The 24,657-nt window shown below is 69.9% G+C and carries 21 protein-coding genes; 12 read left to right on the top strand and 9 right to left on the bottom strand.

Annotated features, from left to right (window positions below):
• The first annotated feature begins 11 nt into the window (after nucleotides 1-11).
• The 3 genes from ABEA67_RS15820 (at nucleotide 12) to ABEA67_RS15830 (ending at nucleotide 4,596) form a co-directional block, all read left to right on the top strand.
• Nucleotides 12-2,171 carry a glutamine synthetase III family protein gene (locus ABEA67_RS15820; RefSeq protein WP_345467015.1) on the top strand — a complete coding sequence of 720 codons (2,160 nt, stop codon included), beginning with the start codon at nucleotides 12-14 and terminating at the stop codon, nucleotides 2,169-2,171.
• A 422-nt stretch (nucleotides 2,172-2,593) separates the two neighbouring features.
• Nucleotides 2,594-3,400, top strand: coding sequence for an AAC(3) family N-acetyltransferase (locus ABEA67_RS15825; protein ID WP_345467017.1), 807 nt, complete (start codon nucleotides 2,594-2,596; stop codon nucleotides 3,398-3,400).
• Entirely contained in the window at nucleotides 3,397-4,596 is a 1,200-nt protein-coding gene (locus tag ABEA67_RS15830; RefSeq protein WP_345467020.1) for an alanyl-tRNA editing protein, read from the top strand. Before ABEA67_RS15825 ends, ABEA67_RS15830 begins: the two co-directional genes overlap by 4 nt.
• 6 nt (nucleotides 4,597-4,602) lie before the next feature.
• Here ABEA67_RS15830 and ABEA67_RS15835 read toward each other — a convergent pair whose 3' ends face one another.
• Nucleotides 4,603-5,085, bottom strand: a complete 483-nt coding sequence (locus tag ABEA67_RS15835) for a hypothetical protein (RefSeq protein ID WP_345467022.1) — start codon at nucleotides 5,083-5,085, stop codon at nucleotides 4,603-4,605.
• 94 nt (nucleotides 5,086-5,179) lie between these two features.
• Here ABEA67_RS15835 and ABEA67_RS15840 point away from each other — a divergent pair, with 94 nt between their 5' ends.
• The 4 genes from ABEA67_RS15840 to ABEA67_RS15855 all read left to right on the top strand — a co-directional run bounded on the left by ABEA67_RS15840 (nucleotide 5,180) and on the right by ABEA67_RS15855 (nucleotide 9,480).
• Complete coding sequence (locus tag ABEA67_RS15840) at nucleotides 5,180-5,614, top strand: DUF1622 domain-containing protein (protein ID WP_345467024.1); 435 nt, start codon at nucleotides 5,180-5,182, stop codon at nucleotides 5,612-5,614.
• 15 nt (nucleotides 5,615-5,629) lie between these two features.
• On the top strand, nucleotides 5,630-5,920 hold the full coding sequence (locus ABEA67_RS15845) for a DUF1622 domain-containing protein (RefSeq protein WP_345467027.1): 291 nt from the start codon (nucleotides 5,630-5,632) through the stop codon (nucleotides 5,918-5,920).
• Between the two features lie 33 nt (nucleotides 5,921-5,953).
• Nucleotides 5,954-8,482 (top strand): alpha-glucan family phosphorylase, encoded by a 2,529-nt coding sequence (gene glgP, locus ABEA67_RS15850; protein ID WP_345467029.1) that lies wholly within the window; start codon nucleotides 5,954-5,956, stop codon nucleotides 8,480-8,482.
• A 110-nt stretch (nucleotides 8,483-8,592) separates the two neighbouring features.
• Entirely contained in the window at nucleotides 8,593-9,480 is an 888-nt protein-coding gene (locus ABEA67_RS15855) for an EamA family transporter (protein ID WP_345467031.1), read from the top strand.
• A gap of 102 nt (nucleotides 9,481-9,582) precedes the next feature.
• On the opposite strand, the gene pckA is transcribed toward ABEA67_RS15855, so the two are convergent.
• The 3 genes from pckA to ABEA67_RS15870 all read right to left on the bottom strand — a co-directional run bounded on the left by pckA (nucleotide 9,583) and on the right by ABEA67_RS15870 (nucleotide 13,067).
• Nucleotides 9,583-11,166, bottom strand: a complete 1,584-nt coding sequence (gene pckA, locus ABEA67_RS15860) for a phosphoenolpyruvate carboxykinase (ATP) (protein ID WP_345467033.1) — start codon at nucleotides 11,164-11,166, stop codon at nucleotides 9,583-9,585.
• Nucleotides 11,167-11,377: 211 nt separating this feature from the next.
• Nucleotides 11,378-12,058: a PspA/IM30 family protein gene (locus ABEA67_RS15865; RefSeq protein WP_345467035.1), complete on the bottom strand. Its 681-nt coding sequence runs from the start codon at nucleotides 12,056-12,058 to the stop codon at nucleotides 11,378-11,380.
• Between the two features lie 178 nt (nucleotides 12,059-12,236).
• On the bottom strand, nucleotides 12,237-13,067 hold the full coding sequence (locus ABEA67_RS15870) for a hypothetical protein (protein ID WP_345467037.1): 831 nt from the start codon (nucleotides 13,065-13,067) through the stop codon (nucleotides 12,237-12,239).
• Nucleotides 13,068-13,207: 140 nt separating this feature from the next.
• Between ABEA67_RS15870 and ABEA67_RS15875 the strand changes: the two genes are divergently transcribed.
• Nucleotides 13,208-14,236 carry a PIN/TRAM domain-containing protein gene (locus tag ABEA67_RS15875; RefSeq protein ID WP_345467039.1) on the top strand — a complete coding sequence of 343 codons (1,029 nt, stop codon included), beginning with the start codon at nucleotides 13,208-13,210 and terminating at the stop codon, nucleotides 14,234-14,236.
• Between the two features lie 67 nt (nucleotides 14,237-14,303).
• Nucleotides 14,304-14,903 carry a Holliday junction branch migration protein RuvA gene (gene ruvA / locus ABEA67_RS15880; RefSeq protein WP_345467041.1) on the top strand — a complete coding sequence of 200 codons (600 nt, stop codon included), beginning with the start codon at nucleotides 14,304-14,306 and terminating at the stop codon, nucleotides 14,901-14,903.
• 283 nt (nucleotides 14,904-15,186) lie between these two features.
• Here the strand turns inward: ruvA and ABEA67_RS15885 are convergent, their stop codons facing one another.
• Nucleotides 15,187-16,965, bottom strand: a complete 1,779-nt coding sequence (locus ABEA67_RS15885) for a serine/threonine-protein kinase (RefSeq protein ID WP_345467043.1) — start codon at nucleotides 16,963-16,965, stop codon at nucleotides 15,187-15,189.
• A gap of 255 nt (nucleotides 16,966-17,220) precedes the next feature.
• Between ABEA67_RS15885 and ABEA67_RS15890 the strand changes: the two genes are divergently transcribed.
• The 3 genes from ABEA67_RS15890 to ftsY are packed head-to-tail and all read left to right on the top strand — an operon-like array spanning nucleotide 17,221 to nucleotide 20,567.
• On the top strand, nucleotides 17,221-19,293 hold the full coding sequence (locus ABEA67_RS15890) for a protein kinase domain-containing protein (protein WP_345467045.1): 2,073 nt from the start codon (nucleotides 17,221-17,223) through the stop codon (nucleotides 19,291-19,293).
• On the top strand, nucleotides 19,290-19,583 hold the full coding sequence (locus tag ABEA67_RS15895; RefSeq protein WP_345467111.1) for a glutaredoxin family protein: 294 nt from the start codon (nucleotides 19,290-19,292) through the stop codon (nucleotides 19,581-19,583). The genes ABEA67_RS15890 and ABEA67_RS15895 overlap by 4 nt, the downstream gene beginning before the upstream one ends.
• 30 nt (nucleotides 19,584-19,613) lie before the next feature.
• Nucleotides 19,614-20,567, top strand: coding sequence for a signal recognition particle-docking protein FtsY (gene ftsY, locus ABEA67_RS15900; RefSeq protein WP_345467047.1), 954 nt, complete (start codon nucleotides 19,614-19,616; stop codon nucleotides 20,565-20,567).
• 514 nt (nucleotides 20,568-21,081) lie between these two features.
• Here ftsY and ABEA67_RS15905 read toward each other — a convergent pair.
• The 4 genes from ABEA67_RS15905 to ABEA67_RS15920 form a co-directional block, all read right to left on the bottom strand.
• A complete protein-coding gene (locus ABEA67_RS15905) occupies nucleotides 21,082-21,792 on the bottom strand; it encodes an ABC transporter ATP-binding protein (RefSeq protein ID WP_345467050.1) in 711 nt (236 codons plus the stop codon).
• A complete protein-coding gene (locus ABEA67_RS15910) occupies nucleotides 21,792-22,577 on the bottom strand; it encodes an ABC transporter ATP-binding protein (protein ID WP_345467113.1) in 786 nt (261 codons plus the stop codon). The genes ABEA67_RS15905 and ABEA67_RS15910 overlap by 1 nt, the downstream gene beginning before the upstream one ends.
• 5 nt (nucleotides 22,578-22,582) lie before the next feature.
• Nucleotides 22,583-23,524: a branched-chain amino acid ABC transporter permease gene (locus ABEA67_RS15915; RefSeq protein WP_345467052.1), complete on the bottom strand. Its 942-nt coding sequence runs from the start codon at nucleotides 23,522-23,524 to the stop codon at nucleotides 22,583-22,585.
• Nucleotides 23,525-23,651: 127 nt separating this feature from the next.
• The gene (locus ABEA67_RS15920) at nucleotides 23,652-24,626 is read right to left on the bottom strand and encodes a branched-chain amino acid ABC transporter permease (protein WP_345467055.1); all 975 of its coding nucleotides are present in this window, start codon (nucleotides 24,624-24,626) and stop codon (nucleotides 23,652-23,654) included.
• Between the last annotated feature and the right edge of the window lie 31 nt (nucleotides 24,627-24,657).

The following is a 24,657-nucleotide window of genomic DNA, read 5'->3' on the forward strand; positions in this document are numbered from 1 at the left end:
GGAGGGAAGCCATGAACCACGACTTTGACGTGATGTCCGCCGCGCGCAACTGGCGCGTCGATGCCCCCGCGCCCACGCCTCCCGCCCAGGTGGTCGGGGAACTGTTCGCCAGCGACGTGCTGACCCTGGAGGAACTCAAGACCCGCCTCTCCAAGGCCGACTACCGCAGCCTGCGCGGCACGGTGGAACGCGGCGAGCGGCTGAACCCGGCGATTGCCGAGACGGTCGCCCTCGCCATGAAAACCTGGGCGATGGAGCGGGGCGCGACGCACTACACGCACTGGTTCCAGCCGCTGACCGGCGCGACCGCCGAGAAGCACGATTCCTTCCTGTCGCCCAACGGGGACGGCCTGGCGATGGCGACCTTCAGTGGCAAGGAACTGATCCAGGCCGAACCCGACGCCTCGTCCTTCCCGTCGGGGGGCCTGCGTGCGACCTTCGAGGCGCGCGGCTACACCGCCTGGGACCCCAGCAGCCCGGCCTTTATCATGCGCCACGCCAACGGCGCGACCCTGTGCATCCCGACCGTTTTCGCCGCCTGGACAGGGGAGGCGCTCGACAACAAGACGCCGCTGCTGCGCTCGACCGAGGCGCTCAACCGGGTCGTCACGCCCGCGCTGCACCTGTTCGGGGCCTCGGCGGGCACGCGCGTGGGCAGCAGCATGGGTGTGGAGCAGGAATACTTCCTGATCGCGGAGGAGTACTTCTACCGCCGCCCCGACCTGGTGATGACGGGCCGGACCCTCTTCGGCGCGCAGCCGCCGCGCGGGCAGGAACTGGAAGACCACTACTTCGGCGCGATTCCCGACCGGGTGCTGAGCTTCATGACCGACGCCGAGCTGCAACTGTACGCCCTGGGCATTCCGGTTAAGACCCGCCACAACGAGGTCGCCCCCGGCCAGTTCGAGATTGCGCCCATCTACGAGGACAGCAACGTGGCCGCCGACCACCAGCAGCTGATCATGCAAGTTCTCCGCAACACCGCGCGCAAGTACGGCCTGGTCTGTCTGCTGCACGAGAAACCCTTCGCGGGTGTGAACGGCTCGGGCAAGCACTGCAACTGGAGCATGGCCACCGACGCGGGCGAAAACCTGCTGGAACCCGGCGACACCCCGCACGAGAACCTGCAATTCCTGTTCTTCTGCGCGGCGGTCCTGCGGGCCGTGGACGAGCATCAGGACCTGCTGCGTATTTCGGTCGCCAGCGCCAGCAACGACCACCGCCTCGGCGCGAACGAGGCCCCGCCCGCGATCATCTCCATCTTCCTGGGCAGCGAGCTGACCGACATCCTCGACCGCATCGATAGCGGCGAGGGGGGGCGCGGGACCGCCGCGGGGCTGCTGGGCCTCGGCTCCAGCGTGCTGCCGCCCATCCCGCGTCATGCCGGGGACCGCAACCGCACCAGTCCCTTTGCCTTTACCGGGAACAAGTTCGAGTTTCGCGCGGCGGGCAGCAGCCAGAGCATCAGCTTCCCGGTCACGGTGCTGAACACCATCGTTGCGGACGCCGTGCAGAGCCTGACCGCCGAGCTGAAGGCGCGGCTGGAGGGCGGCATGGACCTCGACTCGGCGGTGGGCGAACTGGTGCGCGACACCTACCGCCAGCACCGGCGCATCGTCTTCAACGGCGACGGCTACAGCGCCGAGTGGCACCACGAGGCTGAACACGGGCGCGGCCTGCTGAACCTGCGCACCAGCCTGGACGCCATTCCCCACCTGACCGACCCCAAGAATGTCGATCTGTTCGGGAGGTTCGGCGTGCTGTCGGAGCGCGAACTCGCGGCCCGGCAGGAAATCATGTACGACATCTACTTCAAGACGGTCAACATCGAGGGCGAGACGACCGAGTACATCGCCCAGACGATCATTCTGCCCGCCGCCGCCGATTACCTGGGCGACCTCGGTGCCGTCCGGATCGCCAGCCGCGCCGTGGAGGCCACCGCCCGCGAGGTCTGCCAGCTCACCGACGAGCTGTACGACGCCCTCCAGGCCCTGCGCGAGCAGAACCGGACGCTGGGCGGCGACGAGATGCACGACAAGGCCCACCACGTCCGCGACCACGTGTTGCCCGCCATGCGTGAGGTGCGCCAGGCTGCCGATCGGCTGGAAAAGGTGGTGGCCGACAAGCACTGGCCGCTGCCGACGTACCGGCAGATGCTGTTCGTGAAGTGAGGGGGTAGTTTGGCCTCCGCTCCTTGTGAGGCGGGATAATTCTTTGGGGCCGGGCAACTTGTAGCGAGCTTCCCCCCGCCCCCCCAGCCCCCCTACCCCCCACCGGGGGGCAGGGGGGAGCGGCGCTGCGCTAGGCAAGGGGGTTCCTTACGCTGGAAGGGGGTCAGGCTTCGCCCCGGTTTCCCGCTGGTTGCCAGGCTCAGCCCGCCGGGCGGCCTCGGGCCTGGCGGCCCGAACGGCTCGTCTTCCAGGCCTGCCCGCTTGAAGGGTGGGACTTGGGCAGCCGCTCCAAAGTTTGAAAAGACAGACGGGGAGGCGAGGGCGTTCGCTTTCCTCTGCTGGCGGCTGGTCGCTGGCTGCTCTCTGCGCTCTCTGTGGGCCGGACTGGCTTCCTGGAGGTGACGCGCTGGTAAGCTGAGGCCGTGCTGAACCTGCTCCGCAAAACGCCCGTCACGCCCGCCGACCTGGACGCGGGGCTGGCCGAACTGGGGTTGGACGGCTCGCAGCATGTCATCGTCCACGCGAGCCTCAAGGCCTTCGGGCAACTGGAGGGCGGGGCGCGGACGGTGGTGGAGACGCTGGTGGGGCGGGCGGCGACGGTGGTGGCCCCGGCCTTTACCTACGGCACGCTGCTGCGGTCGGCCACGGCCCCGGTCCACGCCCGCTTTCACCGCGACTCGCGGGTGAGCCGCGACATCGGGCGCGTGCCGCAGGAACTGGTGGAGCGCCGGGACGCCGTGCGGAGTTTTCACCCCACCCTCAGCTTCATCGCGCGGGGGGCGGAGGCGGAGCGGGTGACGGCGGCCCAGACCCTTGCCAGCCCGTACCAGCCGGTCGGTGCCCTGTACGACCTGGACGGCCACGCCCTGCTGATGGGGGTGGACTTCGACAGCAACACGACCGTCCACTATGGCGAACACGTGGCGGGGATGCCCCTGCTCACGCGCTACGTGCCGCTGGAGGGGCAGGTGCTGCCCACCGCCTTCCCCAACTGCTCGGCGGATTTCGCGCGGCTGGAACCCCACGTGCGCGGCCAGTCGGTCAAGGTCGGCGCGGCCACCCTGCGGCTGTACCGGGTGCGCGACCTGGTGGACGAAACCGTGCGCCTGCTGACCCAGGACCCGGAGGCGCTGCTCTGCACCTACCCCGGCTGCCGCTGCCAGGAGGTCCGCCGGCTGGTGCGCCAGCAGGGCCTGACCCCCCGGCCCCACCGCCTCGTGCCCGCATGACCCGCCCCCTCTATCACGAGGCCCCCACCGCCCTGACTTTCACGGCCACCGTCACAGCCGTCCGGGAGGGCGCGGTGGCCCTGGACGCGACCGCCTTTTACCCGGAGGGCGGCGGCCAGAACGGGGACACGGGGGTGCTGCGCTGGCCCGGCGGTGAGATGCCGGTTCTGGACACCCGCAAGGACAAACCCAGCGGCACCGTCTGGCATGAGGTGGAAGGGGAGGTGCCCCCGGTGGGGACCCCCGTGACGGGGGAGGTGGACGCGGCGCGGCGCTGGCGGCACATGGCCCGGCACAGCGCCGAGCATCTGCTGGCGCAGGCCTTCCACCGCGTGAACCCGGCCTTCCGGGTGGCGGCGGTCAGCATGAGGAACGCCGAAATCACCCTGGACCTGGAGGGCGAACCGACGGAAGCCGATGTGCGCGCCGCCGAGGCGCTGCTGCGGGGGACGCTCGCCCGCCGCGAGCTGACGCTGGACACGCCCACCGTCCCCGAAACGGAACTGCCCCACTACCCCCTGCGCCGGGAGACGAAGGTGCGCGGCGACGTGCGGCTGGTCATCTTCCGGGACGCGGAGGGCACCCCCTTCGACGTGAGTGCCTGCGGCGGCACCCATGTCCCCCGCGCCAGCCTGGCCGCCCCGGTGGTCGTGCTGCGGACCGAGCGGATTCGGAGTGGCCTGACCCGCGTGTTTTTCATGGCGGGGGAGGAGGCGGGCGAGTACCTCGCGGACGTCTACCGCCAGGCCCGCACCCTGGCCCAGGGCTTCAGCACCTCGGTCGCGGACCTGCCGGGGCGGGTGTCCGCCCTGGTGGCCGAGCGGGACGCGCTGAAGGCCGAGGCCGCCGCCCTGCGTGACCACCTCGCGCGTGCCCTGGCAGAGGCTGCCCCGCTGGAGGAGGTGGCCGGGGTGCCCCTGCGCGTCCTGACCCTGGGCGACGCGGCCCTGCTTCCCGGTGCCCTGAGCGCCACGCCGGCAGGGGAGGTGCGGGTGGCCCTCGCCCCGGAGGGCCGCTGCGGCATCGGCAGTGGGCGGGCGGATGTTCCCGCCGGGGCACTGCTGGGTGCGGTCCTGAAGGTCACGGGGGGCAAGGGCGGTGGGCGGCCCACACTCGCGCAGGGCACCACGGCACAGCCTGACGAGTTCATGCAGGCTGTGCGCGCGGAGGTCGCAGCCCTGCTGCCCACCGTCTAAAGCCGCTCACGCCGTCTTCAGCAGCGCCGTGAGGTGCCGCCGCAGCGCGTCCAGCACGGGCGCACTTTTCAGGCAGGCGGCCAGGGCGCGCGTGGCGTGGTGTTCGCTGCCGTGCATCGCCTCCGCGAGGTGGCTGTGGACCGTGGGATGCAGCCGCCCGCCCCGGTACAGCGCCGAGTCGAGCAGGTCGTCCACCGGCAGGCGGGCGTGCCGCTCGCCTGCCGGCGTGACGGTTTCCACCACGGCGCGGCCCCGCCCGTCACTCGTGAGGTGCGCGTGCAGGGGCCTCCCCGCGTGGCGCGTGACCTGTTCCACGGTGGGCAGCAGGGCATTCACCAGGTTCACGGCCAGGCTCAGGCCCAGCAGGTGGGCGCGGGCCACGTCGGCCTCGCCGCCGCCGAGCGTCTGCGCCAGCCGCCGGGCCAGGCGTTCGCCCTCGGCATGGAGCAGGGCCTGGGGGTCTTCGCCATTGCCCTGGGTCACGGTCATGCCTCCACGGTAGCGCGTGTGCGCCCTGCGTTTCTCAACTCCCGCTGTGGGGCGCTATCACCCGGGGCCTGCGCCGCGTGCCTAGGCTGCGGGGATGGAAGGGGATTTTGGAGGCTTTTTCAGCCAGTTCGAGGGGACTGTCGGACTGATTACTCAGTACCTGGCGACCGGGGTCGAGGGCATCTCCGGCATCATCGTGGGCATCGCGGTGATTGAGGCGGTGTGGCGGTCACTGCGGCTTTTCTTCGTGCAGCACGAGCGGCCCGAGTCGCTTAAGGAGGCCATTCGCCTGCGCCTGGGCCGCTGGCTCTCGGTGGTGCTGGAACTTCTGCTGGCCGCCGACATCCTGCGGACCGCCGTTTCGCCGACCTGGGACGCCATCGGCAGACTGGCCGCCATCGCGGGTATCCGGACGGCCCTGAACTATTTTCTGGGCCAGGAGGTGCGCGAGGAGGCGCAGCGGCAGCGACGGGAAGACGCCGACAGCAGCATCACCGGCCCCCTCCGCCAGGACCAGGGCCAGCCGTAGGCGGGGGGCCACGGGATGCTTCCCCTGCTGCGCCTGCTGGTGGAACTGGTCACCAATCTGGTCCTCTTCGGGTACGTCGCCTTTGCGCTGCTTGTCCTCGTCCGGGGAGGCGGGCTGCGGCGTGTCCGGCTGCTGGTCGCGGACGGCATCCTGTTCGCCCTGAACTTCAAGGTCATCGCGACCCTGCTGCGCACGATGGAACTCACCACCTGGAACCAGATCGGCCTCTTTGCCGCCGTGTTCGTGCTGCGCACCGTCCTCAAGCGCGTCGTGACCTGGGAACGCCGCGAGCCGGCCGGGGGCTGAGGCCGCACCCCGGGTGGGGTAAGCTCAGCGGGTATGAACGTCATCGGTCAGGTCACCGTACTGCCCCAGCTTCCCGAGGCCATCGGGCGGCTGTCCGAACTCGCCTACAACCTGTACTGGTCGTGGACGCCGCACGCGCAGGCCCTGTACCGGGACCTGGACCCCGCCATCTGGGAGCGCTTCCAGCACAACCCGGTGCGGGTGCTGCTGGAGGTGTCCCAGGACCGGCTCACGCAGGCGGCCGCCGATCCCGATTACCTGGACCGCTACCGGCAGGTGCTGGCCGACTTCGACGCCTACATGGGGAAAAAGGACACCTGGGTCGCGCAGAACGCGGCGAACCTGGCCCCGGTCGCCTACTTCAGCATGGAGTACGGCCTCCACGAGTCGCTGCCCATCTACAGCGGCGGCCTGGGCGTGCTGGCGGGCGACCACTGCAAGAGTGCCTCTGACCTGGGGCTGCCCTTTACGGCGGTGGGGATGCTGTTCCACCAGGGCTACTTCCGCCAGTTCTTCAACAAGGAAGGCTGGCAGGAGGAAGCCTACGACGAACTGGACCTGACCACCCTGCCCATCCGCCCCGCCAGAACCCCGGACGGGGAAGAGGCCCGCGTGCAGGTCCACATCGGGGAGCGGGCCGTGCATGTGCGGGTCTGGGAACTGGCGGTGGGCCGCATCAAGGTCCTGCTGCTCGACGCCAATGTGCCCGAGAACAGCGAGGAGGACCGCAAGCTGACCGCCCGGCTCTACGGCGGCAACCAGGAACTGCGGCTTCAGCAGTACATCCTGCTGGGTGTGGCGGGCATCCGCGCGCTGCGGGCGCTGAACGTCCCGGCGGGCGTCTACCATATGAACGAGGGCCACGCCGCCCTGCTGGGCCTGGAGCGCATCCGCGAGCAGGTGGAAGGGGGCCTGGACTTCCGCACCGCGCTGGAAACCGTCGCGGCGGGCACCCTCTTCACCACCCACACGCCCGTCCCCGCCGGCAACGACGCCTTCGCCTACGAGCTGGTGGACAGGTACCTGGGCGCGTGGCCCGCACGCCTGCACACCTCGCGCGAGGAACTCTACGGGCTGGCCCGGCAGGACCAGTTCTGGGACAACCACTGGGTCCCGACCTTTTCCATGACCGTCTTTGCCCTGAACCTGAGCCGCGCGGCCAACGGCGTCTCCGAACTGCACGGCCACGTCAGCCGCGACATGTGGAAGTTCCTGTATCCGGGCGCGGAGGCCGAGGAAGTGCCCATCGGCCACATCACGAACGGGGCACACAACCTCACCTTCACCTCGCAGGCGATGCGCGACCTGCTGGGGACCGTGCTGCCCGCCGACTGGACCGAGCGCCTCCAGGAAGAGGAGATGTGGACGGCGGTGGAGGAACTCTCCGACGCGCAGCTCTCCGACGTGCAGCTCGACATGAAGCGCGACATGATCACCTTCGTGCGCGGCCGCCTGCGTGAGCAACTCACCCGCAACGGGGCGGGGGCCGCCGACGTGGCCGCCGTGGACACGGTACTGTCCGAGAACGCGCTGACCATTGGCTTTGCCCGCCGCTTTGCCACCTACAAGCGCGCGACCCTGCTGTTCCGCGACAAGGCCCGCCTCAGCCGCATCGTGAACGACCCGGCCCGCCCGGTGCAGTTCGTCTTCGCCGGCAAGGCTCACCCCGCCGACAACCCCGGCAAGGCCTTTATCCAGGAGATTTACAAGGTCAGCCAGGAACCCGAGTTCCGGGGCAAGATCGTCATTCTGGAGAACTACGATATGAACGTGGCCCGCCACCTCGTGCAGGGCGTCGATATCTGGCTGAACAACCCCCGCCGCCCGCTGGAAGCGTCGGGCACCAGCGGCATGAAGGCCAGCTTCAACGGCGCGCCGAATTTCAGTGTGCTGGACGGCTGGTGGCGCGAGGGCTATGACGGCACCAACGGCTGGCCCATCGGCGAGGACCGCGAGTACGCCGACCTGGGGGTGCAGGACGACGCCGACGCCTACAGTCTCTATCAGACGCTGGAAAATCAGATCGTGCCCCTGTACTACGCCCCCGCGCAGGCCGACGCCGAGGGCCGCAGCGGGTGGGCGCAGACCGTGCGCCGCGCCCTCCAGACCGTCAGCCCCCGCTTTTCCATGCAGCGGCAGGTGATCGATTACGTGCAGAAGTACTACCTGCCGCTGGGCCAGCGCGGGGCGGCCCTGGCTGCGAACGGCAGTCAACGCGCCCGCGAGATCGCCAGCTGGAAGACCTGGGTGCGCCAGCAGTGGCCGCACACCAGCCTGCAAGCGACCGCCCACCTCCCCGCCACCGCCTACCCCGGCGAGAAGGTGGAGGTCCAGGCGACCGTGAACCCCGCCGGTATCAAGCCCGAGGAGCTGCACGTCGAGGCCGTGCTGAAGCGCGGCGACCACATCACCCGCGTGCCCCTCACGCCGCAAGGCGACGGCAAGTACAGCGCGCAGGTGTCCCTCCCCGACAGCGGCCTGTATTCCGTCGGCGTGCGGATGCTGCCTGAGATCGAGGGCCTGAGCAATGATCTGGAGGCGGGCCTGATCAAGTGGGCGTGAGGGAGGCAGTGGGCTGTGAGCCGTGAGCTATGAAAAAGAGGGCGGATGCCAGAAGCTGAAGCCTCCGGGTGCCAGTTCATAGCTCATCGCCCAGCGCTCACGGCCCCATAATGCCCCCCGTGCGTCCCGCCCTGCCCACCCCCCCGCCCATCCTAGCCCTGGTGCTGTCCATGCTGAGCATTCAGGGCGGCGCGGCCTTCGCCAAGACGCTCTTTCCCGAACTGGGGGCGGCGGGGACCACCGCACTGCGCGTCACGCTCGCGGCGGCGCTGCTCAGCCTGGTGTTCCGTCCCCGCCTGCGCGCCCTGACCCCGGCGGCGTGGCGGGCCGTGTTGCCCTACGGCGCGGCGCTCGGCCTGATGAACCTCACGTTCTACCTGTCCCTCACCCGGCTGCCGCTGGGGCTGGCGGTCACGCTGGAGTTCGTGGGGCCGCTGGTGCTGTCGCTGGTCCTCTCCCGCCGCCTGACGGACCTGGTGTGGGTGGCGCTGGCGGCCCTGGGCATCGTGTTGATCGCGCCGCACGGTGGGGGAGGCGGCCACCTGGACCTGATCGGCGCGGGCTTCGCGCTGACCGCCGGGGCCTTCTGGGCGCTGTACATCCTGGCCGGGGGCGCGGTGGGGCGGCGGGTACCGGGCGTGACGGGCGTGGTCGCGGGGATGATCGTCGCGGCGGTCGTCACGTTGCCGTTCGGCGTCGCCACGGCGGGAACGGCGCTGCTCGCGCCCAGCGCCCTCCTGGCGGGCCTGGCCGTCGCGGTGCTTTCCAGCGCCCTGCCGTACAGCCTGGAGATGGTCGCCCTGCGGGCCATTCCCCCCCGCATCTTCGGCGTGCTGATGAGCGTGGAACCCGCCATCGCGGCGCTCAGCGGCCTGCTGTTCCTGCACGAGAGCCTCGCCCTCACGCAGTGGCTCGCCATGCTGTGCGTGATTGCCGCGAGCGTGGGCATCAGCCTGAGCGGCGAGCGGCCGTTGGGGGAGGCGGAACCGGCGAACTGAGGGGCGGCCAGCTTCCAGCAACCAGCGGCCAGCGAAAAAGCTCCAGCGGAGGTGCTGGAGCTTCGGCTTTCTTGGCTGGAAGCTGGCGGCTGGCCGCTTTTCTTACCCGTGGTCCGGCATGCTCGCCGTGATCGCCGGGTCCACGCCGTCCTCGAAGCGCTTGAAGTTCTCGCGGAACATGCCGGCCAGCTTGCGGGCGGTGCGGTCGTAGGCGTCCTTGTCGGCCCAGGCGTCGCGGGGGTTGAGCACCTCGCCGGGCACGCCGGGAACCTCGGTGGGAATCTCCAGGCCAAAGAACGGCTCGCGCTCGAACTCCACGTCGTCGAGCTGGCCGGAGAGCGCCGCGTTGATCAGCGCGCGGGTGTGCTTGATGCTCATGCGGTGGCCCTCGCCGTACTGGCCGCCGGTCCAGCCGGTGTTGACCAGCCACACGCGCGCACCGCTCTCCTGCACCTTCTGCGCCAGCAGTCGGGCGTATTCGCCGGGGTGCCGGGGCATGAAGGGCGCGCCGAAGCAGGTGGAGAAGGTGGGCTGCGGCTCGGTCACGCCCTGCTCGGTGCCGGGAATCTTGGCGGTGAAGCCGCTGATGAACTGGTACATCGTCTGTTCGGGCGTCAGGCGGCTCAGCGGGGGCAGCACGCCGAAGGCGTCGGCGGTCAGGAAAACGATGTTCTTGGGGTGCCCCGCGCGGCCCTCCTCCACGATGTTGTCGATCTGGGTGATGGGGTAGGCGCTGCGGGTGTTCTCGGTCAGCGAGCCGTCATTCAGGTCGGGGAGGCCCTGCTCGTCCAGCACCACGTTTTCCAGCACGGTGCCGTAGGTCTGGGTGGTGCGGTAGATGGCGGGTTCGGCCTCGGGGTTGAGGTTGATCACCTTGGCGTAGCAGCCGCCCTCGAAGTTGAAGACGCCCTCGTCGGTCCAGCCGTGCTCGTCGTCCCCGATGAGGCGGCGGCTGGGGTCGGCGCTGAGGGTGGTCTTGCCGGTGCCGCTGAGGCCGAAGAACAGTGCCACGTCGCCGCCTTCGCCCACGTTGGCCGAGCAGTGCATCGGCATCACGCCCGAGGCGGGCAGCAGGTAGTTCAGCACGCCGAAGATGCCCTTCTTGTTCTCGCCCGCGTACTGGGTGCCGCCCGCGATGATCATCTTGCGCTCGAAGTTCACCAGGATGAAGGTGTCGCTGCGCACGCCGTCACGCTCCGGGTCGGCCTTGAAGCTGGGGATGTTCAGCACGGTCCACTCGGGCTGGAAGTTCTCGCGTTCCTCGGCGCTGGGCCGCACGAACATGTTCCGCACGAAAAGCGAGTGGTACGCCATCTCGGTGACCACGCGCACGGCGATGCGGTGGCGGGGGTCGGTGCCCGCGTACACGTCCTGCACGAACAGCTCGCGCCCCTGGGCATAGCGGGTCATCTTGTCGAGCAGCCGCTCGAAGACCACCGGGCTGATTGGCGTGTTGAAGCCGCCCCACCACACGCTGCCCTGCGTGCTGTCGTCCTCAACGATGAAGCGGTCCTTGGGGCTGCGCCCGGTCTTGTTGGTCCGCACGGTCAGGGGACCGCTGGCCGCCTGCTCGCCCTCGCCCAGGCGCAGGGCGGCGGCGTACAGCTCGTCCACGCCGGGGTTGTGGTGCAGGGTCGCGTCAGTGATGCCGAGGTCTTGCAGCAGCGGATTCTGAGTCAGGCTCATAGCAGGAGTCCTTTCATGCGGGCGGCAGGCCCGGAAGGGGAGGGGATGATGTCTATACCCCTCTATCCTGGCCTATGAAGCGGTTCCAAACCAACCTTCGTGTTGTTACGCTGGAAGAAACACAACGCTGTACTCGGCATAAAAGGACACAAAAGGGGGAGAGCCAACTGGTGGCTCCCCCCCCGCCTGTGGGTGGTCTGCTGCCGGGTGTTCAGCCCTGCTTGCTGTCCCCGCCCTGCACCCGCGACTTGAGGGCGGCGAAGGCGTCGTCGAGGTCCTTGTCGCGGCCCAGGTCCTTGAGCTGCGCGTCGAAGTCGTTCTCCTTGCTCAGCTCGGTCATGGCCTTGTTGCGGTCTTCCATCGTGGCGACCTTGCGCTCCATGTCCTCGAAGGCGTCCATCGCGCCGCCCGCCTTGCCGAAGCCGCTCACGCGGTCGAGGGTCGCGCCCGCCTGGGCGGTCTTCTGCCGGGCGGCGAGCAGGGTCTTCTTGGACTCCATCTCGTCGATCTTGGCTTCCAGGGCGCGAAGCTGGGTCTTGAGCTGGTCCACCGTGCTCTGCTGCACGGCGACCTGTTCCTCAAAGCCCTTGGCGAGGTCCTTGTGGTTCTGGGCGCGGCGCAGCGCCTCGCGGGCCAGGTCCTCGCTGCCGCCGCGCAGGGCCTCTTCCGCCTTCTTCTCGTATTCGCCGGCGAGCTTGCGGTTGGTGCTGGCCTCGCGCTCCAGGCGGGCGCTCTGGCTCATGGCGTCGGCCACCTCGCTGCGGGCCTCGCCGTACGCGGCGCGCATGTCACGCAGGGCCTGATCGATGATCTTGCCAGGGTCCTCGGCCTTGCTGATCAGGTCGTTGACGTTGGCACGCAGCAGTCGGGAAAGTCGGTCAAGAATGCTCATGGGTGTTCCTCCTTGCGAACATGATTACGCACCCACCCCCCGCCCGGTTCCCGGCCTCCTGAACCTCAAGGCCAGCTAAAGGGCACGGGGCAGAGGCCAAGAGACAGAAGGAGACAGAGAGGAAGGCCCCAGTCAGGGCACCTCCTCTCTGTCTGTGTCCGGACCGAACGGCTGGCCGCTAGAACACGATGGGCTTCAGGCCCACGCTGGCCGTCCCACAGGCGACCGTCACGTTGGCCCCCGCCGGGGTAAAGGTGCAGCCCAGCGCCCGCAGCCCGGCCAGCGGGAAGATCAGGTTCTGGCCGTCGGTGGCCGGGACCAGCGGCAGCTCGACATTGCCGGTGCCCAGTTGCGCGGCCTTCTGGCCGACCGTCACGGTGAGGGGGGCCTCGTTGCCGCGGTTTAGGCGGAACTTGCCACCGCCGAGCGAGGTGACATTGACTACGCCCACCAGGTCACGGCCCAGCACGTAGGGCTGGCCCTTCACGACGCCTGCCGGGGCCGGGCGGGCGGCCTGGGCGGCGGCCGGGGCACTCGCCTGCGCCACGTCCACCACCAGCAGCGTTTCCTTGTCGGTCAGCGGGGCCATCAGCACATACGCCCCGACGGGTCCCCCTGCCGTGCCGGACACCAGCAGCGAACTCGCCTTGCCGGAGGCCGCCGTCTTCCAGTCGCCCAGAGCGCGGGTGCCCAGTTGGCCGCGAATCAGCGGGCGCAGCGTGTTCGGCGTGCCCGGCACGTACAGGCACACCGCCGCCGAACTCACTTTGAGGGTGCGAGGGCAGGACACTATCTGGCCCTTCACAGTGCCGCTGATGCCCACGGCCACGCTGCTCACGGCCCGCGCGGTGTTGCCCGCGACGGTGGGGGTCGTGGCCGCGCGGGCCGGAGTTGCCGTCGCCGGGGCTGCCGTTGCTGGGGCGGGAGGCGTACTCTGCGCGCCCGCCATGCTCAGAACGCCGGTCAGGCACAGGCCCGCCAGGCGAACCACCTTTGAAACTTCACGCATGGCAGGCATGCTACCCGGCCTGCATGAGCGTCTACTTTGAAGCCCACATCCAACCGTCAGTTTCCTCATCCCCGCTGCGCGCGGGAGGGGGCGGCGCAAGGCCACCTTGCACCGCGCAAGGGTCGGGTAAACTGGGGAGCGTGCTTGCTTTCCGGCTTTTCATCACGCTGCTCGGGCTGCTCGCCGGGTGGGCGGCGGGGCAGGGACTGGCCCTGGGGACGGGGAACGCCGAGGTGGCGTGGGTCAACACCCTCAGCCTGATGCTGGCGGGCGTGCTGGCTGCGCTGCTGCTGGCCCCCCGCGCCGAACGCCTGGCGGGGCAGGGGCTGGCGCGCTTCGGCCGCTGGTACACCGGCCTCTCGCCCCGGACGGTCGCGGCGGCCACCTTCGGGCTGCTGGTGGCGCTGCTGCTCAGCGTGCTGCTGGGCAACCTGCTGCGGAGCCTGCCGTTTTACAGCTGGGTCTGGAGCGTGGGCGTCACGCTGGTGCTGGCGGCCTTTTTCATCCCCTTCGCGGTGCGGCACGCCGACGCCTTCGGCCTGCTGGCCTTTCCGCAGGTGCGCCGCAAGCCGGGCAGCAAGCTGCTGGACACCAACGTGATTATCGATGGCCGCATCGTGGAGTTCGCACGCAGCGGTTTTCTGGAGGGCGAGCTGGTCGTGCCGGGCTTCGTGCTGCGCGAGCTGCAACTGCTCGCCGACCATGCCGACCCCCAAAAGCGCACGCGCGGCAAGCGCGGCCTGGGCGTGCTGGAGGAGCTGCGGCAGGTGCGGCCCCTGCGTGTCGAGGACTGGGACGACCCCCAGCTCGGCAACGTGGACGACAAGCTGGTGCGCCTGGCCCGCGAAACCGGCGGCCGGCTGCTCACCAACGACAGCAACCTCGCCAAGATCGCCCGGCTGCACGGCCTGGAAGTCCTGAGCATTCACGCCGCCGCCGTCGCCCTCAAGCCCCAGGTCCAGGCGGGCGACCTCCTCACCGTCACCGTGACCAAGAACGGCCAGCAGCAGGGCCAGGGCGTGGGCTACCTGGAGGACGGCACGATGGTCGTCGTCGAGGACGGCCTGAAGTTCCGGGGCAAGCCCACCCGCGTTCTGGTGGTCAACAACGTGCAGACCAACGTGGGCCGCATGATTTTCGCGCGGCCGGAGAAGCAGGGGGCGGCGTGATGAGGGGGCGGGATGAACCTGTGAAGCCTCGCCTTCCTGACGGGGCGCGGCCTCTAGAATCCGGGGCGTGATTGCCTACCTGAGTGGCGTGGTGCGCGAGGTGCGCGACGCGAGTGCCGTGGTTGTCGCCGGAGGGGTCGGCTATGAGGTGTTCTGCCCCGCCTCCACCCTGGGGCGGCTGACCGCGGGGCAACCCGCCGAACTGAATATCCGCCATGTGGTGCGGGAGGACGCGCAGTTGCTGTTCGGCTTTACCGACGCGGACAGCCTGCGCCTCTTCGACCTGCTGACCGGCGTGAGTGGCGTCGGCCCCAAGCTCGCGCTGGGCCTGCTGTCGGCCATGCCGGTGAGTGCCGTTGCCCAGGGCCTGCTGACCGGTGACGTGAAGCTGCTGTCCAGCGTCTCGGGCGTCGGCAAGAAGACCGCCGAGCGGCTGGTGCTCGAACTCCAGAACAAGGTGCCGGAGCATCTGGCGGCCGGGAGCGTGGGCACGGGCAGCCGGGCGGCCCCGGTCAGCAGCACGGCGGGCCGCGACGCGGTCGAGGCGCTGCTGGCCCTGGGCTTCCGCGAGGGGCAGGTGCGCGGCGTGGTGGCCGAGCTGCTGGCCGAAAGCCCGGACCAGACCGCCGACGCCCTGATTCGCCGCGGGCTGGGGAAACTCCGCTAGGGCGGGGCGCAGTGGAGTGGACGCCTGATACCAACTTCAGGTGAGTCGTAGACGAACCCGAGCGGAGCGAGAAGAAGAAATTACCGGCTTGCGGCGATGGACCATGAGCGGGTGAGCCTACGTTTCATGCAGCAAGAAAGGCGAAGGGCCGCCCCTGAGCCTGTGGCCCCACAGAACATCCGGACGAAACACCGGATGTTCTGGAATCAGAGCAAGTTGGTATGAGACACGCGGCAACGCAACGGAGCGCCGCCCTAGCGGCCGGGCCGCCCACCTGCCCCCGTCAGTTCCCCTCCCGCGTCGCCTGGGCGGCGGCGAGCCACTGGCCCCGGCGAATCAGCAGGAGCTGGGTTTCGGGAAAGGGCAGCACCAGCAGGTCGGGCACCGGGACGGGCGGCTGACCGGGCGGGTGGACGGTGGGCTGGCCCCAGTTATCCAGTTCCACCCGCAGGGCGCGGCCCTGGAAATACAGCGGCACGGGTTCGCCGGACAGCAGCACGCTCCCGAAGGTGCCGTCGTCGGGGAGGAGCAGCCGGGGGCGCGGCTGCGGCTCGGGCAGAGGTTCACGCACGAAGGCGGCGGCGTGTAGCGCCTCGTGGAGGGTACGGGCACGGCGGGGCGACAGGTTCAGGGCACTGGCGGCGGCCTGGAAGGCGGCTTCCGCTTCCTGCGGGGCGAGCTGGGCCAGGCGCGCGGTCAGCACGTCGGCTCCCCGGCGGGCCAGGGCCAGCAGGGCGGCGGGCGCGGCGCTGCGGTACCTGCCGGTGCTGGCCGGTCCCAGGGCGGCGGTGTCGGGGGTGCCCCCGCGCAGGGTCTGGGTGGCGGCGCGCGCCAGGCGCAGGTTCGCGTAATCGGCCGCCGGGTCGAGCAGCCGCGCGACGGCCCGGGCCAGGGGAGCGAGCTGGCCGAGCTGTTCGGCGGGCGGGAGGGCGGGTTGCAGCCACAGGTACGCGCCGCTGAGGGCCAGGTGCAGGGCCAGGCGCGGTGTGGCGAGGGTCCGCACCCGCTCGGCGGGGGGCAGGCCGGACCGCAGCAGGAACGGCTCTTCCCCCACCCACAGGTGCCAGTCCGGGGCCTCGCCCGCTGACGTGGTGGGCTGCCAGCGCAGGTGCAGGCCGCGCCAGCGGGCCTCCTGGCCGCCTGCCAGATGAATGACCAGTTCGTCCGCGCCGTCGTCCGGGACCGCTGGGCTGGGGTGCGCGCCGGGGGTCTGGGCAGCATACAGGCTGCGGTAGGGCAGGCTCAGGCCGGGGGTGGGGGCCGCGTCCAGCAGCGGCGAGAGCAGGTGCTGAAGCTGCCGCGCCGCCTCCCGGATGGCGGGGCGTTCGCGGGGGTCGCGGGCCTCGGGGTAGGGGGCGCGTAGCGCCCGCATCAGGGCCTCGCGGGCCTCCGGGGCGAGGGGTTCACGCTCCGCCGCCGCCAGCCGCGCGGTCAGCACATCCGCATCGGCGTGCCGGGGAAAGGGAACCGCCCCCACCCCGGCCAGCGCCCGGCCGAAGCGGGCCGGACCGTCCGGCGGCAGCAGCCGCTCGGCCAGGGTCTGCATCAGGTCGCGGGTCACGTCCGGCTGATGCAGGGACACCAGGGGATCGCCCGCCGGGGGCACGGCCAGCGCGGGAATCCCGCGGGCCTCGCGATCGGCGTTCTCAGTGGCCGCGTACAGCACCCGCAGCGAGAGCTGTTCGGGTTCGGCCCGCAGCGTTTCCCCCAGCGCCCGCAGCTGCCCGCGCAGGTCCGCATACCAGGCCAGCCGCCGCAGTTCCTCCCAGGCCTGGGCCTCGGCGGCGGGTGTGGCCGGGGTGGGGGGGAGGTCTGGCGGCAGCTCGGCCAGGACCGGGGATGTGTGGTGCGGCGTGGCCTCCTCCCGCTCGCGCTGCCGGTGGGCGCGGTACTGGCGGTCGCTCGTGGTCAGGCGGCGGTGCAGGGCCGGTTCCAGGGACGCGGCAAGCAGCAGCTCGCGCAACTGCATCAGCGACCTCCGCCCCCCGCGCGGCACGCGGCCCTCCAGCACGTCCGCGACCCGGTACTCGTACAGTTCCACGAGTTCCGCCCAGTGGTTCATGCGGCCTCCAGCACGTGCCCCTGTTCCCGCAGGGTCCGGGAAAAGGAACGGAGCGGCAGCCGTCTCACGCCGGTCAGTATAGGCAGCGGGGTGGCCGGGCGGGGACAGAAAGGGCAGTCTACCCACCGGGGGTGCCCCCCCTGTCAGCCCCAACTTGTCAGGCAGCAGACAGGGGGGTTCGCTATAACTAGGAAGAATGCCTGCCCGTCCCGTCTTCCCCCGGTCCTGCCCCCTCCCCGCGCACGGGGGGCGGCCATGAGTGTGCTGCTGAACGTGCTGCTGCTCGCCGCGCTGTTCGTGGTGGGCGTACTGCTGACCGTGCGTGCCAGCGAGCGGTTCCTGAGCGCCCTGGTCACGGTGCTGTCGGTGGCCCTGGCGGTGCTGCTCGCGGTGCTGGCCCTGCACGAGGGCAACCTCGACCGCGCGCAGGGGGTGCTGGTGGTCGTGGCGGTTCTGCTGGGCAGCGCGGCCTTTGTGCTGGGCAGCCTGCCGCTTTCCAGCCTCCGCGGGCTGGTCCGGCGGTCCACCCGCCCCATGCGTGTGCAGCGCACGGCCCCCCCCGCCCTCTCCCGCGCCCCCACGCCGACCGTGCCCGACCTGCGCTTTCAGGACTACGAGGTGCTCGAGCGCATCGGGGTCGGGGGCATGGGCAGCGTGTACAGCGCGCGGCGCAAGTCCGACGGGCGCATCGTGGCCCTCAAGGTGCCGCAGGAGAAGTACCTGGCCGACGCCAAGTTCGTCAAACGCTTCTACCGCGAGGCGGAGGTCCTCAAGCGCTTCAACCACCCCAACATCGTGCGGGTCTACGACTACCGGATGCAGGACCCCGAGCACTACATCGCCATGGAATTCCTCGACGGCGCGAGCCTGGAAGACGTGCTGGAGGCCCGCCGCCTCAGCTTCTCGGAAAGCGCGCAGGTGATTCGCGCCCTGGCCGACGCCCTGCGGCACATCCACATGCAGAACGTGGTCCACCGTGACATCAAGCCCGCCAACGTGATGGTCCTGAAAAACGCCTTCGTGGACGGCGGGCTGCGCGAGGGCGGCGTCAAGCTGATGGATTTCGGCATCGCGGTCGGCCGGGTGCTGACGCGGCTCACCATGACGGGCGCGCGGGTGGGCACGCCGATCTACATGGCCCCCGAGCAGGCCAAGGGGCACCGGGTGGACGCCCGCAGCGACGTGTACTCGCTGGGCCTGCTGGCCTACGAGATGGTGACGGGCGACACTGCCTTCAAGGGCAGCTACGAGGCGGTGGTGCATCAGCAGGTGTTCGAGGCCCCCAAGCCCCCCAAGCAGGTGAATATCGAGGTGCCCGGCCGTCTCAGCGACCTGATTCTGCACATGATTGAAAAAGACCCGGCCCAGCGCCCCACCCTCGACGAGGTGGTGGCGCGCCTGGACGCGGGCGTGCTGACCGACGAGGTGTTCCACGACCCCTTCGCGCTCGCCCTGAGCGTGGGTGAGAAGCGCGCGACCCTGCGCCTGCTCGACCTCCAGGGCAAGCTGCGCCAGGGCCTGCGCGACCTGTCGGCGGATGAGAACGGCCTGCCCAGCGTGCCGCAGGCCCTGGCCGCCGACGAGGAGGGGAACCTGTACCTCACGCTGCTGGAGTTCCGCCAGGGCAAGGCGGGTGCCCTGGTCCGCAAGCTGGCCCCCGACGGGCGCGAGGTCGCCGCCTTCGGCAGCTATGGCCTGGGCGAGGGCGAGCTGCTGCAACCGGTCGGCATCGCCGTCTCGCACGGGTGTGTGTACGTCCTCGATGCCGAGGCGTGTTACGTCGCCGTGTACGACCGCCAGGGCCGTTTCATGCGGCGCTTCGGGGGGCGGGGGCAGGGCCTGGGCCGCTTCGACAGGCCGCGCGCCATCGTGGCCGCACCGAGTGGCGAAATCTACGTGCTCGACAGCGGCACCCGCGAGGTGCAGCGCTTCTCGCCGCAGGGCGAGTACCTCAGCCGCTACGCCTTTCGCCTCGACCGCAACACCGACACTCTGCGCGAACTCGACGGCCTGGGCGTAGACCCGGCAGGCGCGCTGTACATCGTGGACAGCGTGGCGCGCAAGGTCCGCCGCATCGAGCCGGACGGCACGCCCGGCACCTCCTTCTCCCTGGAAACGCTGGTGGGTGAACCCAGCGACGCCCCCTGGCTCCTCCAGGTCGGCGGCGAAGGCCAGCTTTACGCGGTGCGGCAGGGCGGGCAGGTGCTGCGGACCTACGGCACGGGCGGGGACCTGCTGACCTCCCGCGACATGTACGCGCCGGTCCAGGCGATGACGCTGGTCGCGCGGCCCGTCCCGGCAGGCGGCGAGAGGGAGGTCCGGCGATAGGCGGGTTGCCCACCCTCACCCTGTACACCCGCGTGGGCTGCCACCTCTGCGAGCAGGCGGAGGCGGCCCTGCGGGCGCTGGACTACCGTTACGAGGCGCTGGACGTGGACCGCGACCCGGCCCTGCGGGACCGCTATGGCGACGACGTGCCGGTGCTGGCGCTGGCCCCGCCCGGCGGACCCGAGCGGGTGCTGCTCAAGGGAGTCTTCAGCCGGGGCCGCCTGAGCGCCCTGAAACTGCAACTGCTGCGCGAGGAGGCAAAAGGCAGAGGGCAGAAGGCCGAAAGCTGATGGCTGGCCGCTGCCTGCTATGGTGAGTCCATGAGTTGGCTAGAGCGCCTGCGGGACGGGCTGAGCAAGACCCGCAAGCAACTGAATGACACCGCCGGGAACCTCGGCACCGACGTCCGTGACGCCTTTACCCGCCTCGACACCGTCGAGGACCTCGAATATGCCCTGATCGCCGCCGACGTGGGCCGCGCGGCCACCGAGGAAATCCTGGAGGACGTGAAGGCCAGCGACCGGCGCAACCTCCAGGATGCCCTGATGGACGCGCTGACCCTCCAACTGGAACCCGACGCCCGCCGCGCGCAGTTCCGCAAGCTGGGCTTCACGCCCGACGCGCGGCGCACCGTGGTGGACCCCAGGGGTCACGTCGTGATGGTGATCGGCGTGAACGGTGTGGGTAAGACCACCACCATCGCCAAGCTGGGCCAGTACTACATGGGCCGGGGCAAGAGCGTGATGTTCGCCGCCGGGGACACCTTCCGCGCGGCGGCGGGCGCGCAGCTCGGCGTGTGGGGCGAGCGCCTCGGTGTGCCGGTCGTGCAGGGGCCGGAGGGGGGCGACCCCGCCGCCGTCGCCTTCGACGCCGCGACCGCCCGCGCCGCCCGGGGAACCGACCTGCTGTTCGTGGACACCGCCGGACGCCTGCACACCAAGCACAACCTGATGGAGGAGCTGAGAAAGGTCCGCCGCGTCATCGACAAGGCCGATTCTGGCGAACCCGCTGAGGTGTGGCTGGTGCTGGACGCCGTGACCGGGCAAAACGGCCTCGCGCAGGCCAAGAAGTTCCACGAGGCCACGCCACTGACCGGCGTCATCGTGACCAAGCTCGACGGCACGGCCAAGGGCGGCATTCTGGTGCCCATCGTCCAGGAGCTGGGGGTGCCGATCAAGTTCATCGGCGTGGGCGAGCAGGCAGGCGACCTGCAACCCTTCGACAGCCGCGAGTTCGTACAGGCGCTGTTTGACGTGGAGATTCCGCGGAGCTAGGGGAAGGCAGGTTGATGGGGATGCTCCCGCCTTTCTTTTGGGGCGGGATGTTTCTTTGGGGCAGGGCATCTTGTAGCGAGCTTCCCCCCGCCCCCCCAGCCCCCCTACCCCCCACCGGGGGGCAGGGGGGAGCAGCGCTGCGCTGGGCAAGGGGGTTCCGGGCGTTGGAAGGCTTGCTAGGCTTCGCCCCGGTTTCCCGCTGGTCGCTATGCCTGGCCCGCCGGGCGGCCTCGGGCCTGGCGGCCCGAACGGCTCGTCTTCTGTGCCTGCAAGCTTGAAGGGTGGGACCTGGGCAGCGGCTCCAAAGTTTGAAAAGACAGGGGGACGGCGCTTCTACTGTTTAAGAGCGGTGCAGAATTCTTCCTTCTGTGAAGCACGTCAAGGCGTGGGGGAGAGGCATTGCCCTCATCGTCCTTCCCCGTTCGCGTGCCCTGAAACGATCACTCCTGCCCTGCCAACGGTCAGAAAAAACGGGGCGGTTCCCTCGCTGGGTGCCCCGTTCTTCCGCCGTTCCTTACCCGCCCAGATAGGCGTGCAGCACCCGTTCGTCGTTCACGAGGTGGGCGCTGTGGCCCTCCAGGGTCAGTTGCCCGGCTTCCAGCACATAGGTCCGGTCGCTGCGCTGCATGGCGAGGCGGGCATTCTGCTCGACCAGCAGGATGGTGGTGCCGCCCCGGTTCAGTTCCCCGATGATGTCGAAGATTTCGCGCACGATGATGGGGGCGAGGCCCAGCGAGGGTTCGTCGAGCAGCAGCAGGCGCGGACGGCTCATCAGGGCGCGGGCGATGGCGAGCATCTGCTGTTCGCCGCCCGACAGGGTGCCTGCGAGCTGGCCCCGGCGCTCGCCCAGGCGGGGAAAGCGCTCGTACATCCGGGCGATGTCGGCGCGCACTTCGCCCGCGTCGCGGCGGGTGTAGGCTCCCAGTTCCAGGTTGTCCTGAATGCTCTGGCGCGCCAGCACCTGCCGCCCTTCCGGACTCTGCGCGATGCCGAGCCGCACCACCTCGTCGGGCGTGGCGCGGGTGATGTCGCGCCCGGCAAAGAGCAGGCGGCCCTCACGTGGGCGCACCATGCGCGACACGGCCCGCAGGGTGGTGGTCTTGCCCGCCCCGTTCGCGCCGATCAGGGTGACGACCTCGCCCTCCTGCACGTTCAGCGTCAGGTTCCGGACGGCCTGAATCGCGCCGTAGTTCACGCTGAGGTTTTCAATTTCCAGCAGTGCCATCACTCGCCCCCCAGGTACGCCTCGATCACCTTCGGGTCGCGCTGCACGTTTGTAGGGTCGCCCACCGCGATCAGTTGCCCGAAGTTCAGCACCGCCACCCGGTCGCACAGGTCCATCACCAGCGGGACGTGGTGCTCGATCACCAGCACTGTCAGGTCGAAGCGGTCCCGCATCTCGCGGATAAAGGCCGTGAGCTGGCCCTTCTCGGCGGTGTTCATGCCCGCCGCCGGTTCGTCGAGCAGCAGCACGCGCGGTTCGGTCGCCAGCGCGCGGGCGATTTCCAGGCGGCGCTGGTCGCCGTAGCTGAAGTTCGCGGCCAGCTCCCCGGCCCGGTCCGCCAGGCCCACCAGGTCCAGCAGCGCCCAGGCGTGGTCCTCCACCCGCCGCTCCTCGGCGCGCGCCGTGCCGAAGACGCCCGCCCACAGCCCGGCCCCGGTGCGGACGTGCTGCGCGAGCTTCACGTTTTCCAGCGCGGAGAGGGCGCGGAACAGCCGGATGTTCTGGAAGGTGCGGCTCATGCCCAGCGCGGCGATGCGGTGCGGCGCAAGGCCCGTCACCCGCTGGCCCCGGTAGGTCAGGGTGCCGCTGCTGGGCGGCGTCAGGCCGGTCATCAGGTTAAAGAGGGTGGTCTTGCCCGCCCCGTTCGGCCCGATCAGCCCGAAGATCTCGCCCTCACGCACGTCGAAGGACACGTCGTTCACGGCCACCAGACCCCCGAAGCGCCGGGTCAGGCCGCGCGCCTCCAGCACGGTGCCCCGCTCGACAGTGCGGCGCTCGGTAGGCACGGCGGTCACGAGCCGCCCCCCGGTGCTTCCACCACAACCGGGACGGACGGCGGACGGCGGGGCGGAGGCGGACGCCGCACCCCTTGCAGCGCGCCGACAATCCCCTGCGGCAGGTACAGGCTCGCCACGACCAGCACCAGTCCGTTGATCACCAGCCGCCAGTCGGCCAGGAAGCGCAGCACCTCCGGGATGGCGGTCAGCAGCGCGCCGCCCACCACCGGTCCCCAGATGTTGCGCGAGCCGCCGATCAGCACGAAGGCCAGGATGGCGATGGAGGCGTCGAAGGTGCCCTGCTTGGCGTTCCAGGTGTTCAGGAAGGGCGCGCTCATCGCCCCCACGAGGCCCGCCAGCACCGCGCCGATCACAAAGGCGAGGACCTTGTAGCGCGTCGGCGGCACGCCCATCGCGTCGGCGGCGAGTTCGTCCTCGCGGACCGCACGAAAGGCCCGCCCGACCCGCGAGCGCTCCAGTTGCCGCGCGAACAGCAGTGTGAGCAGCAGCAGCGGCCCGAACAGCCAGAGGTACTGCCAGCGTTCCCCGAACCCGAAGGCCTGCGGAATCCCGAAGATGCCGATGGCCCCGCCCGTAATGGGCAGGTTCAGGCTGACCACCCGCAGAATCTCCACGAAGGCGATGGTCGCCAGCGCCAGATAAATCCCGCGCAGACGCAGCGCGGGCACGCCCACGATGACGCCCAGGACCCCGCACAGGAGGGCCGCCGCCAGCCACGTCAGCGGAAACATGCCGTTGCCCAGCGTGTCGCGCAGCCCCGCGAAGGCCGGATTCGTCAACATGATCGCAGCCACATACCCGCCGACCGCGTAGAAGCCCGGACTCGCCAGGCTGAGCTGCCCCGCCTGAAGTGGGAAGTAGAGGCTCAGGCCCAGCAGCCCTGCCTGCACCATCGTGACGATCAGGAAGCCGTACTGTCCGAGAAAATCACCCATCGTCAATTCCTTTGAGTTAAACCGTCAGGTTTAACCGAGCGGAGCGAGAACAAAAAGGGAGGGCCTGGTGGGAATGGAGTTGGCTCCGGTGCTTTCCCGGGGGCAACGCAATGGACGCCAGGCCCTCTCATACCTTCTGAATCTGGGCGCGGCCCAGCAGCCCCTGCGGGCGCACGAGGAGAATCACGAACAGCAGCGCGTAGGCCACGGCGTCCTTGTAGGCGCTGTACTGGGAGGGCACAAACGCCTCCGCCAGTCCGATCACCAGGCCGCCCACCACCGCGCCCGGAATGCTGCCCAGGCCGCCCAGCACGATCACTGCCAGCCCCTTGAGGCCGTAGGTCACGCCGAAATACGGCCCCGCCACGCCGAAGGCCGTGCCCACCAGCGTGCCCGCCAGCCCACCCAGGAAACCGGACAGGAAAAAGGTGATCAGGATGAAGCGGTCCACGCTGATGCCCAGCAGGCTCGCCGTGCCGGGATTCTCCGCGACCGCCCGCAGCGCCTTCCCGACCCTGGTGCGCCCGATCACGTAGCCCAGAATCGCCAGCATCACCAGGCTGACGGCGAAGATGATCAGCTGCACCGTGCGGATGATCACGACCTTCTCCCCGACGTGGAAACTCAGCGCGGGCTGCACCTGCCCGTAGGCGTCCGAGGGGAAGTTGTAGATCTCGGCCCCCACCAGAAGCTGAATCAGGTTCACGACCACCAGCGCCACCCCCAGGCTGCTCACCAGCGCCAGCAGCGGGTCGGCCCCCCGCGACCGCATGGGCCGGAAGGCGAGGCGCTCGATCAGCACCGCCACCAGGCCCGCGAGCGCCGCGCCCAGCAGGGTCGCCAGCGCGAACAGCCAGGGATTCCCCGAGAAGGGCGAACCGTTCGGGAACAGGTTGATGCCCTTGAGCAGCCCATTGTTCTCGAACTGCCCCACCACCAGCGTGTAGGTGAAGTACGCCCCCAGCGTGAACACCGCCCCGTGCGCGAAGTTGATGATGCCCAGGATGGAGAACACCAGCGTGTAGCCCAGCGCGAAGATGGCGTACACGCTCCCGATGGCGAGGCCGTTCAGGAGGTTTTGCAGAAGTTGACTCGGCTCCACAGTTTTTCCTTTCTCGCAACTTCCAGCGGCC

It is taken from the genome of Deinococcus carri (assembly GCF_039545055.1).
Classification (GTDB): Bacteria; Deinococcota; Deinococci; order Deinococcales; family Deinococcaceae; genus Deinococcus; species Deinococcus carri.